Consider the following 13,859-nt stretch of genomic DNA (forward strand, 5'->3'; position numbering starts at 1 on the left):
AGTACCAGCCCGAGCTCCTGGCCGGGTTCATCGCCCAGACCGGCCTCATGATCTCCGAGCCGATGTAACGCTCGGCTTTCTCGCTCAGTACAGCAGTCCCATACAGCAACACCGCCTTACACGATCACACACCACCGACCCGTATCTACCATCTGACCAGGGCGCAAGGCCATCGACCTGGGACGTGCCGTTGACTCGTAATGAAGGGGTCTCCATCGTTTTCCCAGGTCTGCCTTTACAACGGGTGAGACTTTTGAGGTTTGTTAGCTGGTGTTCGATCCCGGAAAGCGGTCGCGATGACGAGAGCCGCTGCGGTCAGGAGATGCCATCGAATCATCATGGTCGCGTCCGCGAGGTGTTCGCCGTCCGCGACGATGAGATCGGCCCTACCTTGATCAGAGGTTGCTTTCGAGCTGGTCCATGCGTTCTTTCGCGAGAATCGTATCTGGATGCATGAGTCCCAGCACTTCCACCCGCGCGGCGATCACCGACTCATAGAGACTCTTCGCTTCGTCGATTCGGCCGATCGCCCTGTAAAGTTCAGCAAGGTCGTAGCGGCTTTTAATCGTATCTGGATACTTCGGCCCAAGCCTACGCTCCTGAATTTCCAGGATTTCGCGATACTGCCTCTCAGCTTGATCGTATTGTCCATTTTCATGAATTAACATTGCGTAACCATGGCGGACCGAAAGGGTTTCGGGATGTTCGTCACCAAGAATCCTCCGGCGTATATCGATAACATCTTGATATAGTGCGGCAGCCTCTTGGTACTCGCCAATCGTTCGTTTGGCAGCGGCCAGGGAGTGCTGGCTTCTCAGCGTTTCCTCGTTCTCCCTGCCCAGCACGCGCCGACGGGCCAGGAATACGACTTCAAACAGCGGTGTGGCTGCGGCGAAATCCCCTCGCAGCCACGCTATGACAGCCAGACTATGGAGGCTTCCCAGCGTTTCCGGATGCTCTTCACCCAGTCGGCACTGACGGATGGACGTTATCCTTTTGAGAAGTGATTCCGCCTTTTCGAACTCGCCGCGATGGGTAAGAAGGATCGCATGATAGTGCTCGAACCTCAGTAGATCGAGGTCTTCTTTCGGAAGCTTTCGTGCAATTTCGCCAGCCATACTAGCTACGTCTTCCGCCTCCACGTAGTTACCTGCAGCCCATAAGGCGTAAACGGTCTTCGCAGCTATTTTAGTGATTCCTCTGACGTCTGCCTGATGGATCTGGGCGGAGTTCGATATAAGCGCTCGCAGATGACTGGCGACCAGATGCCATTGGGGCCAGTCGCCCGGATTGCGCGGATTGATGTCCTGCGAATATGCCCAAAGAAGATCCACTGCCACGCTCCAATGAGAAATGAACAGCCAGCGCCACCGATTAGGGCGTGCAATCAGTTTCTTCCATGATCGATTCTGGGTGCGGACCGTGTCGGCGACCAGGGGGTGTACCAGCAGACCGGGGAGTCCCAGTGCGTCTGCTTCATCGACCAGCCCCACACGACCCAGGGCCGAGATTTCAGTAAAGATCAGATCCTGGCTCTCGACTCCCAAGGCCCTCCGCATTCTGCCGGTCTGGAACATGCGCAACGGGACGGCTTTCCCGGGAGAGAACTGCGCGATGATCGACATAAGGAGGTCGGCATGCGCGACTCCTCGGTCGGTCAGCGCATCGATCGAGGTCGCCCAGGTTCGACTGATCGTTTCGCGATCAGTGACCGCATTCAGATCTCCGGCAGCGATCGCTTCCTTGAAATTCACCGTTAGCGCATTCCGGTAATCCGCAAAACTCTGATAGCGACTGTATGGGGAGCCGATATGCGTGCCGACCAAATGAAGAGCAAGTGGCAGTCTGTTGAGACTCTCGGCCAGCGAGCCTGCTTCGGACACATCGCGAGCATTGGGAGCCAGGTCCAGGAGAACGGTGGTCGCCGCGTCCGAATCAAGTGGGCCGACAGGTAGTACAACGGCCCGAGATCCCCAGGTGGCTTCGTTGCGATCCCTGGAGGTGACCAACGTAAAGCATTCGACGTAGCCTCGTACCCAGGAGTTGCCATCACCGAGTCGAGATCCCTTGCTTAAAATCAGGTCATCCGGATTGTCTGCGTTATCCAAGATCAACATGTACGATCCGGGCGAACTTTTTTCGAAAATGGCTTCCCAGAACAGGTCGGCTGCGTTCCTCTTGCCGGCCAGCGCTTCCATGATCGAACCGTTTGGCACACCGAGATCGTCCTGCGCAATCTGCATCATCGCGGACATCAGCTGGGCCTGGTTGGATGCGTCCACCCACCACACTCGCTTCTCGCCATCCGAGAGCATCCTCACGAGCTCCAGCGCAATGGTTGTTTTTCCTGATCCACCCAGCCCGGCGAGCACATGCACCCGTGGGTCCCGCTCGCGTACCCGTCTCAGCAGAAGCGCCAGCAGATCGTCTCGGCCGCGTATCTTGCTCGGCAACCTGCCCAGAGGGGGATGAATTGAGGATGATTCGCGGCTTGCGGATCCTGTCCGTCCTCGCTCACGGATTAGTTGAGGTACCGACGTTTCGAGAGGCTGCAGAATGCCTCGTCCCCGTTTGCGTAGCTCCGAAACCCCAAGCAAGATCGCAACCGGAATTGCCAGAATAGAGGCGATCGCACCAATTGCATCCCAAGGCACTATTCCAGACTACATCAGATCCCGCTTGGGAGACGTGAGCCATTTTCATCCTGCTGGTGCTGGTCAGGATGTGGGTCGAGGGTATGGATTGGCGGTGAGGTGAGGCTCCCGGCAAGACGGTACTCGACCAAGATCCGATGCCCCAACCAGGAGCCTCGTTGCTGTCTTACCGTGCCGCGATCCCCATGGATCCTGTACGAGCCAACTGAACTGTACCTCTCCTCCTACGGCCGGGTAGAGGCCAACAGCGGATTCTGGCGGGAGGAGAAGATCGAGATTCTGCACTTCGAAACGGGGTTCTCCGACGTCGGCTGGGAGTCGATCGACCACACAGGAATGGAACGTCTGGCCGGGCGGACCAGTGCGCCGCTGGCACACCTATGACTACACGTTGGCAAGCCTGAAAGCGGCGGGCGCTCAGCCCTGAACCTTACAGAGTCCGAACCTCCAGGGCCGGTACGGTCGATAAAAGTCCAGCGGGTGATCTGCTGCCGCTGGTTGCGTCGGGAAGAATTTGAGATCCCCGCCGGACAGCCGGGGCGCTGCCCACAGTGCGGTGCTGATCGGCCGCAGTTGCTGGAGCAATAGATGAACTACATATGTGCTTGATCTCTTCGTTCATGCCAAATACGTACGTAAATTTGGATCTCTCTACTCCAACCACCCTCCCTTGCCTACAAAAAACACGTTCCGAGACCTCCTGACTCCTAAAGCACGTGCTTTTTGATTGGGTTGTCTGCCCGGCCAGAGCCCACCCGGCCGCTTGGCGGCCCGGCGGGCTGCGCTGCGGCCTGGGAGGCCGTTCTCGCCCGCCGTCCGCCCACGTCCGGCAAACTCCGACGAGTACCCTGTAAACGATCAAAGCTCTTACGATGCAGCCTGCTTGCCGTGATCATTGGTGAATGCCGGATCAAGAGCCAGGTTGCGGGCCGTGACTTCCCCGCCCCCGCTACCGGAGTGTTTGTCTCCCTCGGTCGGCGTCAACTCCGTCTGTACCTGTTGGGTGTGGGGTAGCGGTGTACGTCGTGGGGAACGGACACGCGAAGACGGAGTTGACCCCTCGGTCGGGCCACACAGACAGCAGCTATCGGGGACAGGGGAGGAATGGGCCAGGAGCCTGCATGGTGGCCCTGGCAGGCGTGGCGACGCCGTCCCTCCGAAGCACACGCCGCCACGCCCGTTCTACCGGGCTCTACCGGCCAGCAGTGCCGCCCATATCACCCGAGCTTCGGGGAAAGACCATCGGCACGTCTCGTGGACCTCGTGCTCGCGGTCGAGTTGAACGGTTCGCCGGATGAACGCCTGCCCGCCGCCCTGGCACAGTTCGTAGACCGTGGCGCGGCATACACAGGTCCAGCTCACCGGCCTTACGCGATCAGCGATCCGGAGGCCGCCACTGCAACCGCGTGTGATCGCGTTGCGCCATGGCCACATGAGGACTTAGGCACTCCTCAACCAGGATCACAACGGGTCCCCATGAAGCAGTGGCGACGCCGGGTGGCCCTGCTGTAGTTCCTCGTAGCGCCGGGCGACGCAGCGGGCGGCGGTCGGGTTGTCCACGGTGTAGGCCGTGTAGAGCCGTCGGCGGCTTCGCCCCGAAAACTGTCCCGTCCACCAGCGGTAGACGAAGCCGTCGGTCCAGACCAGAAGATCGACCCAGGCCGACACCAGGGCGATGCCGTAGCCGTCATGGACGTCAGCGGCTATCCCATGCTGTTCCAGCGCGTTACTCAGCTGGTCAGCGGCATGTACGGCAGGCGTTCCGGTTAGCGGAGCGGGAGCGATCATCGTTGTCCGTCTCCTCTCGGCGCGATCGATGGACGTAGTCGGATTCCCCTTCCAAGACTGTCGCCAGGCAGTTACGTTCGGTAGGTGTGCGCCTCCAACGCTCAATCCGCACATTCAGTTGCGTCTCATGTAGGACCCGCAACGATCTGTGTAGAGCCATGAAGGACGGGAGTGCAGATGCCCTCACCGAGCGAGCTGGACGCGAACGCCGGCGTCCTTGCTTACTGGGGTTCTGAACTGTGCAAATACCGGGAGAAAGCACAATGGAGCCAGAAGGAGTTGGCACACAGAATCTCCTACTCCACCTCCCTTGTCGGGCTTGTCGAGACGGCCAAGCGTGCGCCGACGAGGGAGTTCGCGGCGAAGTGTGACGAGGTGCTGGAGACGGGCGGTGCTCTCGTTCGTCTGTGGCCCTTGATCGGTAGAGACGTCTACCCCGTGTGGTTTCGGCCGTTCGTCGAGCTGGAACGAGAGGCCCGGCCCCTGCGAAGCTTTCAGCCCGTCCTCGTGCCGGGACTGCTACAGACCGAGGACTACGCGCGGGCGGTTCTGCGAGCGGGACGACCAGGCGACACCGACGAGCAGGTGGAGGAACTGGTCGCCGCGCGCATGGAGCGCCAACGGATCCTCACCAAGCCGGACCCGCCCATGTTCTGGGCCATCCTCGATGAGGCCGTGCTGATCCGTCCGGTCGGTGGCCCGCAGGTCATGCGCAAGCAGCTGGAGCAACTTCTCGAACTGGTCCGGCGGCCCCGGATCACCATTCAGGTCATCCCGCTCGACGTGGGCGCACACGCTGGTCTAACTGGGGCTTTCGTGATCGCGAGCTTCAGAGGATCGCCCGATATAGTTTATTTGGAAACCGCAGCCGAAGGTCAGATCGTCAACGGTCCCACCGAGATCGAGACCCTGTTGACCCAGCTTGATGCGCTACGGGCCTGCGCCCTGCCGCAGTCCGCATCGGTGGCCTTGATGGAGAAAGCGATGGGATCATGGACCTGACGGACGCCCGGTGGTTCAAGAGCAGCCGCAGCGGCGGCAACGGCGGCGACTGCGTCGAGGTGGCCACCAACCTCCCCGGCATCGTGGCCGTCCGCGACAGCAAGAACCCCAACGGCCCCGCCCTGGCGTTTACCCCCGAGGTGTGGGCCGACTTCATCACCTCGGTGAAGGCAGACACGATCTAAGCCGTTCCCCTTCTGAGGCGGTGCCCGGCTTTCCGCCGTGGTGTCGCCGGCCGAACTCGCTTCGCGAGCCCTTCGGGTGCCTACGGCATTCCGCCGACCACACCACTCGGTGCGTGATCAACACGATCGTCAGCCCCGGTCTTGGCGTTCGCGCTCTCGGGCGATCCGCCGAGCGGTAGCGATACGTTGCCGAATCAGTTCCGCCCAGAAGGGTTCGCCGTGTCGGTGGCCGCTTCCAGTGTGGTGCCCCTCGGACAGAGTGAGCGTGGGCTCTTCGGCAGGCGGGTTATGCTCGTGGCGCGGTTGGTTCTCCTGGCGTCGTGTTGGTGTCGGGAGTCGTAAGAGGGAACCCGGTGTGATTCCGGGACTGCCCCGCAGCGGTGAGTGGGAACGAACGCCGTCATCGGCACTGGGTGCGTGTCACCTGGGAAGCGACGGTCAGTAGGAGTGTGTGTGGTGCCCGCGAGTCCGAAGACCTGCCAGTCGCCCGTGCGCCGTCCGGTGTGCGGTGATCCGTGGCCTCGTGGGAGGGCCTGGGATAGGTGTTTCCCGTGTGTTCCTTCCGCGTGGTCGTGGGTCGGCATGGCATGAGCCGAGGGAAGGACGCCATGGGTAAGGTCACCACGACCGTTTTGGGGTACCCGCGTGTCGGGGGCCGTCGCGAGTTGAAGCGGGCGACGGAGGATTACTGGGTCGGGCGCGCAGACGCCGCGAGCCTTCAGGAGACGGCCGCCGGTTTGCGGCAAGGGGTGTGGCGGGAGTTGTCGGGGGCGGGGTTGGATGCGGTACCGTCCAACACGTTCTCCTTGTATGACCACGTGCTGGACGCGATCACGCTGGTGGGTGCGGTGCCCGAGCGGTTTTCCGGGGCCGCGGACCCGTACTTCGCGATGGCCCGGGGCACCGAGGGGGTGGCGCCGTTGGAGATGACCAAGTGGTTTGACACCAACTACCACTACCTGGTTCCCGAGCTGGGCCCCGGCACCCGGTTCCGGCTCGACTGGAGCAAGCCGCTCGCCGAGCACGCCGAGGCGCGGCGGCTGGGCGTCGAGACCCGGCCGGTGCTGGTCGGGCCGCTGTCGTTCCTGCTGCTGGCCAAGTCCACCGAGCCGGGCTTCGCGCCGCTGCGGCTGCTGGACGGCCTGCTGGAGACCTACGCCGAGCTGCTGGAACGGCTCGCCGCGGCGGGGGTGGCCGAGGTGCAGCTGGACGAGCCGGTGCTCGCCGCCGACCGTACGGACGAGGAGCTGGCCGCGCTGCGCCGGGCTTACGCGCGGCTGGGCGAGCTCAGCAGCCGCCCCCGGCTGCTGGTGGCCACCTACTTCGGGGAGATCGGGCCCGCGCTGGAGATCCTGGCCCGCGGCCCGGTCGAGGCCGTCGGGCTGGACTTCGTCTCGGCCCCCGGCAACCTGGAGGCGCTGGCCGCCGCCGGCGGGCTGCCCGGCAAGACCCTCGTCGCCGGGGTCGTCGACGGCCGCAACGTCTGGCGTACCGACACCGCGAAGGCGCTCGCGACCTGCGCCGCGCTGCTCGGCCTGAGCGACCGGCTGGTGGTGAGCACCTCCTGCTCGCTGCTGCACGTCCCGCTCGACCTGGACGCCGAGACCTCGCTGGACCCGCGGCTGCGCGAGCGGCTCGCCTTCGCCAGGCAGAAGGTCGACGAGGTCGTACGGATCGGCAGGGCGCTGAACGGCGAGGAGGTCGTCGCGGGGGAGAGGAGCGTCGAGCGGTTCCTCAACCCCCGGGTACGGGCCAGGCTGGACGCCCTGGGCGAGGGCACCCCGCGCGCCCCGCACGCCGAGCGGCTCGCCGTGCAGAACGCCGACCTGGGCCTGCCGCCGCTGGCCACCACCACCATCGGCTCCTTCCCGCAGACCGGCGAGGTGCGCCAGGCCCGCGCCGCCCTGCGCTCGGGCGAGATCGACAGGGCCGGGTACGAGCGCAGGATGGAGGCCGAGATCGACCGCGTCATCGCGCTGCAGGAGGACATCGGCCTGGACGTGCTGGTGCACGGCGAGCCCGAGCGCAACGACATGGTCCAGTACTTCGCCGAGATGCTGGAGGGCTACGCCGCCACCGAGCACGGCTGGGTGCAGTCGTACGGCAGCCGCTACGTCCGCCCGCCGATCCTGTTCGGCGACGTCTCCCGTCCCGAGCCGATGACGGTGCGCTGGGCCTCCTACGCGCAGTCGCGGACGAAGAAGCCGGTCAAGGGCATGCTCACCGGGCCGGTGACCATGCTGGCCTGGTCCTTCGTCCGTGACGACCAGCCGCTGGGCGAGACCGCCAGGCAGGTGGCGCTGGCGCTGCGCGACGAGACCCGCGACCTGGAGGCGGCGGGCATCAGGATCATCCAGGTCGACGAGCCCGCGCTGCGCGAGCTGCTGCCGCTGCGGCGGGCCGACCGCGAGGCCTACCTCCAGTGGGCGGTCGCCGCGTTCCGGCTCGCCACCGGCGGGGTGTCCGACAGCACGCAGATCCACACCCACATGTGCTACTCGGAGTTCGGGGAGATCATCGGCGCGATCGGCGACCTGGACGCCGACGTGACCAGCGTCGAGGCGGCCCGCTCCCGGATGGAGCTCCTGGACGACCTGCGCGCCTTCGGTTACACGCGCGGCATCGGGCCCGGGGTGTGGGACATCCACTCGCCCAGGGTGCCCTCGACCGGGGAGATCGAGGCCGCTCTGCGTACGGCCGCGGCCACAGTGGATCCGGCCCTGCTCTGGGTCAACCCCGACTGCGGCCTGAAGACCCGCGGCTACCCGGAGACGAAGGCCAGCCTCAGGAACATGGTCGAGGCGGCCCTGCGCGTCCGGGGGGAAACGGCCTGACGGCTTAGCGGCTTAGCGGCCTGGAGGCCCTGCGCGTCTGCGGGGAGACGGCCTGACTGCCTGGCGGCCGTCGTGTTCGAGGGGGCGTGACCTGTCCGGGTCGCGCCCCCTCTTCGCTCTCCTCGCCGGGGAGGTACGGACGCCCGTCGCGCCTGACTCACTCCCGAATCTTTCATGACTCGAAGGTTTACTGTTAGGAAACTTTCTTTTATATTTGAGCCACCCCCCAGCGAAGGAGCAGGATATGCGCAGAACGGTCACCTTCCTCGCGATGGCGATCATCGCCGTCGCCTCGACCGTGTTCATCGCCTCACCGGCCAACGCGCACGGCTACATCTCGTCGCCGCCGAGCCGTCAGGCCATGTGCGCCCAGGGCCGGGTCACCGGCTGCGGCGACATCATCTACGAGCCGCAGAGCGTGGAAGGTCCCAAGGGCCTGAAGAACTGCCACGGCAACGTCGCCCGGTTCTCGCAGCTCAGCGACGAGAGCAAGGGCTGGCCGGCGACGAGCGTGGGCAACTCGGTCACCTTCAACTGGGTGCTGACCGCCCGTCACGCCACCAGCACGTGGGAGTACTTCATCGGCAACACCCGGATCGCGGTGTTCAACGACGGCGGCAGGCAGCCCGGCGCCACCGTCTCGCACAACGTGAACCTGGGAGGCAGGACCGGCCGTCTGAAGGTCCTCGCCGTCTGGAACATCGCCGACACCGCCAACGCCTTCTACTCCTGCGTCGACCTGCAGCGCTGATCCACGGCCCGCGATCTCCCGGTCGGACCTGACCGCGGAGGTCCGGACGCGCCGAACCCGTTCGACCCGTCGAACCTGCCAGATCCGCCAGACCTGCCAGACCCGTTCGACTTGTCGAACCTGTTCGGTCCGCCAGACCCGAACCGCTCCCGCGCCCTTCGCGGCCCGACGGCGTCCCGCGCCGTCTCCGGCCCGATGGGCGCGGGGGCGGTTTCGCCGTTCCGGTGCCTTCCTGGCATCTTCCTGGTGCCTTCCCGGTGTCTCCCCCCGCGGCCCGCTCCCTGGACGATTCGAAAGGGGTCACCAAGTGCGACCGCGACGTCACGGAAAAGGATCTCCCTTGAATGGGAGTCGGAATGGCGGGCGCGACGTCGTGGACATAGCAGCTCAAAGTGTGCAACACGGCTTTTCGCCTGCGCTTTAATTGCCAAAACATCGGTGATTCAACTCAAGGGCAATGGGGAACAGATATCGTGCGTCCAGGGTTCCCGGCGCCCGTCGGGGCAGGGGTCGGCACTGTAGGGGTGGGCGGTGGCTCGTCGCACAAAAAGAATCACCGATGTCGCCACGGCGATTCTGGTGGTTTTAGGAATCCTGGTCGGACTTCCGGTGCGAATGGTCGAAGAATATCTTCCGGACACGGTCGTCGAGCACCGGATCGAATGGGTCGTGATTTTCGGATTAACCGCCTCCCTTGTCGTGCTGCTGGCGTGGACGACGCCGAAACTGAGGGAGTCGCGCACGCGCGGCGGGCTCTTCCTGGTGCCGGACAGGCAGCCGGGCTGGGTGCGAAGGACCGAGCTGGACGACGTGATCTCCACCCTCACGATGAGGGGCTCGGGCACCGTCGGGCTGACCACGGGTCTCGCCGGGGCGGGCGGGTTCGGCAAGACCTCCCTGGCCGTGGAGGCGTGTCACAGCGACGAGGTGCGGAAGCGGTTCGGCGGCGGCGTCATCTGGGTCACCGTGGGCCGCGACCGCGCCGGTGCCGACATCGCGGCGCTCGCCAACGACGTCACGGAGGCCGTGCTGGGCGTCCGGCCGGAGTTCTCCAGCCCCGAGCAGGCCGGCCACCGGATGGCCGAGGCCCTGGCGGAGCGGGGCCGCGTGCTGCTCGTGGTCGACGACGTGTGGAGCCTCAAGCAGCTGCGCCCCTTCCTGTCCGCGGCCGTGAGGTCCCGGGTGCTGGTGACGACCCGGCTGCCCCGGGCGCTGCCCTCGAAGGCGATCGCGATGATCGTCGACGAGATGGCGCCGCGGGTGGCCGTCCAGGTGCTGAGCCGGGGGCTGCCGCCGATGAACCCCGGGGTCGTCAGCGACCTGGTGGGCCTGACGGGCAGGTGGCCGCTGCTGCTGTCCCTCGTCAACGCGCGGCTGCGCGACGAGCACGGCGCGGGGACGAACGCCGACGTCGCCGCGCGCCGGGCGGCCGAGCGGCTCGGCCGTACGGTCCCCGCCGTCCTGGACGTCACCGTCGCCTCCCAGCGGGAGACCGCGGTGCTCGCCACCGTCGAGCACGGCCTTGAGGCCCTCGGCGCGTTCGACCGGGCCCGCTTCCTGGAGCTGGGCGTCTTCCCCGAGGACGCCGAGATCCCGCTCACCGTCGTCGAGCTGCTCTGGCGGGGCACCGCGGGGCTCACGTCCGAGCAGGCCGAGCGGCTCTGCGGAAGGCTCCGGGACCTCTCGCTGGTCAGCATGCGCCACGCGGGGGAGACGGCGCCGTCGATCACGATCCACGACGTCGTCCGCTCCGCCGTCCGCTCGGAGGGCGGCCTGGGAAAGGAGCGGGCCGAGGCCGCCAACCGCGACCTCCTCGACGAGGCGAGGAACCTGATACCCGACGACGACCTCACGGCGGACGCCGAATGGTGGAGGCTGCCCCTGACCGTGCCCTACCTCTGGGACCATCTGCTCTTCCACCTCTCCGAGGCGAGGAGATACCGGGAGCTGGAGTCGCTCCTGCACGACGTGCGGTGGTTCGTCGCCCGCGTACGCGCGTTCGGGGTGGCCGCGGCGGAGTCGGATCTGGCGCTGTCGACCTCCCGTTCCGTCGCCGGGGTCCGCCGGTTGATCGCCCGCAGCGCCCACCTGCTCACCCCCTTCGAGTCGGACGCCGTCTCCACGGCGAACCTGCTGGCCCGCCTCTACGCGTTCCCGCCGATGCGGGCGTCGGTCGAGCGCTACAGCCAGGAGAACGAGACCACCTTCCTGAGAGCCCGCTGGCCGTTGCCCGACGACGGCGCCACCTGCCTCCTGCGGACCCTCACCTCGGCGACGAGACGGCTCGACGAGGCGTCGGTCACACCGGACGGATCGCGGTTCGTCGTGCACGCCCGCGACGGCGGCGCGCAGATCTGGAAGGTCGACGGCACCACCCGGACCACGCTGGCCACCCACGGCAGGCGGGTTCACGAGGTCGTCGTCGCGCCGGACGGCTCGTGGCTGGTGACCCGTTCCGGGAGCAGGAGGGTGCAGATATGGGGGATCGGCGGCACGGAGAGGGCCGTCCTGCGCAACGGGACGGGAAGGCTCGTCAGGGTGGTGGCCGCGTCCGACGGCTCGTGGCTGGCGACCCTCTCCGCGAGCGGGAGGGGCCGCCTGTGGAATCCCGACGGGAGCAGGCGCGCCGTCCTGCGCAACGGGATGGGCAAGCTCGCCGGGATGGTGGCCGCGCCGGACGGCTCGTGGCTGGCGACCCTCTCCGCGACGGGAGGGGTCGTTCTCTGGAGCCCCGACGGGGGGAGACGTCTGGTCCTCAGGAGCCGGATCAGGGTGAGGACCAGGTCGCGGAGCCTGAAGGACGTCCTGAGGATGCGCGGCTGGAGCCAGGAGGACGAGAAGGTCTCCGGCAGGAACAGGCCGATCGGCAAGGTCTCCAGGATCGCCGTCTCACCTGACGCCTCATGGCTGGCGACCCTCTCGGGAGACGGGAGCGTGCGCCTGTGGGGAGTCGACGGCGCCGAGCGGGCCGTCCTGACGGGACACACCGGGGCGGCGTCGGGGATGCGGATCTCGCCCGACGGTTCGTGGCTGGCCACCTGGGCGTCCACCGGTCCGGTGCGTCTGTGGGAGGCCGACGGCAGGCAGCGGGCCGTCCTGACGGGTCACGCGGGGACGGTCCGGCAGGTGGTGATCGCGCCGGACGGCAGCTGGCTGGCGACGCTTTCCGGTGATCGGAGTGTGCGTCTGTGGGAGGCCGACGGCAGGCAGCGGGCCGTCCTGACGGGTCACGCGGGGACGGTCCGGCAGGTGGTGATCGCGCCGGACGGCAGCTGGCTGGCGACGCTTTCCGGTGATCGGAGTGTGCGTCTGTGGGAGGCCGACGGTGCCGAGCGAGCCGCTCTGACGGGTCACGCGGGGACGGTCCGGCAGGTGGTGATCGCGCCCGACAGCAGTTGGCTCGCCGCCTGCTCCGACGAGGGGACGATCCGGATCTGGCAGTCGGAGCGCGCCGCGCGGCAGGGCCGCAGGGGCCGGACCGGGACCGTGCGCCAGGTGACGATCTCCCCCGAGGGCAGCTGGATCGCCACGCACTCCGGCGACGGGTCGGTGAAACTCTGGAACGAGGACAGGATAGAGGGGGCGACGCTCACCGTCCCCCTGGAGAACGGCCACCGCGGCACGGTCTCGCCGGACAAGACGTGGCTCGCCGTCTGGTCGGCCGACCACGTCGTCCGGATCCGCGGCGCCGGTGGCCGCAGGCGGGCCATCCCGACGGGACACTCGGGCCGCCTGCGCGGAGTGGCGATCGCCCCCGACAGCACCTGGCTGGCCACCTGGTCGGCCGACCGGGCCGTACGGCTGTGGGGCGCGGGCGGCAGCAGGCGGGCGGTGCTGGCCGGTCACACCGGGCCGGTCCGCGAGGTGGTGATCGCGCCCGACAGCACCTGGCTGGCCACCTGTTCGGAAGACGGCACCGCCCGCGTGTGGTGGGCCGACGGCACCGAGCGCGCCGTCCTGGTCGCGAACGTCAGGGCGACGGCCCACCTCCTCATCTCCCCGGACGGCGGCTGGCTCGCGACCCTGTCCATCTACGGGAGGATCCAGCTCTGGAAACCGGACGGCCGCAGGTACGCCACCCTGAGGAACAGGGTGGAGGACATCGGCGAGATCACCGTGGCACCGAACGGCAGGTGGTTCGCCATCTTCTCCGCCAACGGGACGGCCGGCCTGTGGGGAGCCGACGGGAAGGCGCGGGCCTCGCTCAAGGGGTGCCCGGGACCGGCCCGGGGGGTGACGATCGCCCCCGACGGCACCTGGCTGGCCGCCTGCTTCGACGACGGCGGCGCCCGTGTCTGGTCGGCGGGCGGCAGGGAGCGGGCGAGGCTGTCCGGCGGCGAGGGGAGGATCCGCGGAGTGGCGATCTCCCCGGACAGCAACCTGCTCGCCACGTGCTCCGACGACGGCACCATCCGGGTGTGGGACCGGTACGGCGAGTCGTCCGCCGCCGGGGCCCGGGTCGAGGCGGGCCTCAACTGCCTGGCCTGGTTTCCCAGCGGCTTGGCCCTGGCCGCGGGCGGCGACCAGGGCCTGTACGGGTTCGACCTCTACCCGCCGCCCGGATAGCGGACGTCCATCACGCCCGGACGGCGGCCGACCGCCCTCCGCCCGACCGCCCTCCGCCCGACCGCTCTTCGCCCGGACG

At 66.9% G+C, this 13,859-nt stretch carries 8 protein-coding genes and 1 riboswitch; of the genes, 6 read left to right on the plus strand and 2 right to left on the minus strand.

All coding sequences use genetic code 11. The annotated features are described in order from the left end of the window. Positions 1–395: 395 nt before the first annotated feature. Complete coding sequence (locus tag ACFFRH_RS32195; protein WP_344743422.1) at positions 396–2,378, minus strand: tetratricopeptide repeat protein; 1,983 nt, start codon at positions 2,376–2,378, stop codon at positions 396–398. Positions 2,379–2,825: 447 nt separating this feature from the next. On the opposite strand from ACFFRH_RS32195, the gene ACFFRH_RS32200 reads away from it, so the two are divergent. Further along, positions 2,826–3,038: a hypothetical protein gene (locus ACFFRH_RS32200; RefSeq protein ID WP_344743421.1), complete on the plus strand. Its 213-nt coding sequence runs from the start codon at positions 2,826–2,828 to the stop codon at positions 3,036–3,038. Between the two features lie 1,077 nt (positions 3,039–4,115). Here ACFFRH_RS32200 and ACFFRH_RS32205 read toward each other — a convergent pair. Further along, positions 4,116–4,442 carry a hypothetical protein gene (locus tag ACFFRH_RS32205; RefSeq protein WP_344743420.1) on the minus strand — a complete coding sequence of 109 codons (327 nt, stop codon included), beginning with the start codon at positions 4,440–4,442 and terminating at the stop codon, positions 4,116–4,118. Positions 4,443–4,619: 177 nt separating this feature from the next. On the opposite strand from ACFFRH_RS32205, the gene ACFFRH_RS32210 reads away from it, so the two are divergent. From ACFFRH_RS32210 to ACFFRH_RS32230, 5 genes are all read left to right on the plus strand, one after another. Beyond that, the gene (locus ACFFRH_RS32210) at positions 4,620–5,444 is read left to right on the plus strand and encodes a helix-turn-helix domain-containing protein (RefSeq protein ID WP_344743443.1); all 825 of its coding nucleotides are present in this window, start codon (positions 4,620–4,622) and stop codon (positions 5,442–5,444) included. Next, entirely contained in the window at positions 5,435–5,629 is a 195-nt protein-coding gene (locus ACFFRH_RS32215) for a DUF397 domain-containing protein (protein ID WP_344743419.1), read from the plus strand. The genes ACFFRH_RS32210 and ACFFRH_RS32215 overlap by 10 nt, the downstream gene beginning before the upstream one ends. Positions 5,630–5,916: 287 nt before the next feature. Next, positions 5,917–6,127: riboswitch (cobalamin riboswitch) on the plus strand. Between the two features lie 89 nt (positions 6,128–6,216). Beyond that, complete coding sequence (metE, locus tag ACFFRH_RS32220) at positions 6,217–8,463, plus strand: 5-methyltetrahydropteroyltriglutamate--homocysteine S-methyltransferase (protein WP_386161194.1); 2,247 nt, start codon at positions 6,217–6,219, stop codon at positions 8,461–8,463. Positions 8,464–8,707: 244 nt separating this feature from the next. Beyond that, positions 8,708–9,214, plus strand: coding sequence for a lytic polysaccharide monooxygenase auxiliary activity family 9 protein (locus ACFFRH_RS32225; RefSeq protein ID WP_344743417.1), 507 nt, complete (start codon positions 8,708–8,710; stop codon positions 9,212–9,214). 669 nt (positions 9,215–9,883) lie between these two features. Beyond that, entirely contained in the window at positions 9,884–13,780 is a 3,897-nt protein-coding gene (locus ACFFRH_RS32230; protein ID WP_386161195.1) for an NB-ARC domain-containing protein, read from the plus strand. Positions 13,781–13,859: the final 79 nt, after the last annotated feature.

Origin of the sequence: Streptosporangium vulgare, from assembly GCF_042428775.1 — a bacterium.
Classification (GTDB): domain Bacteria; phylum Actinomycetota; class Actinomycetes; order Streptosporangiales; family Streptosporangiaceae; genus Streptosporangium; species Streptosporangium vulgare.

Bases quoted from the DNA above. Each gene is read 5' to 3' on its own strand.
- ACFFRH_RS32210 (WP_344743443.1), top strand. From the start codon at position 4,620: ATGCCCTCACCGAGCGAGCTGGACGCGAACGCCGGCGTCCTTGCTTAC.
- ACFFRH_RS32225 (WP_344743417.1), top strand. From the start codon at position 8,708: ATGCGCAGAACGGTCACCTTCCTCGCGATGGCGATCATCGCCGTCGCC.
- ACFFRH_RS32205 (WP_344743420.1), bottom strand. From the start codon at position 4,442: ATGATCGCTCCCGCTCCGCTAACCGGAACGCCTGCCGTACATGCCGCT.
- ACFFRH_RS32215 (WP_344743419.1), top strand. From the start codon at position 5,435: ATGGACCTGACGGACGCCCGGTGGTTCAAGAGCAGCCGCAGCGGCGGC.
- metE (WP_386161194.1), top strand. From the start codon at position 6,217: ATGAGCCGAGGGAAGGACGCCATGGGTAAGGTCACCACGACCGTTTTG.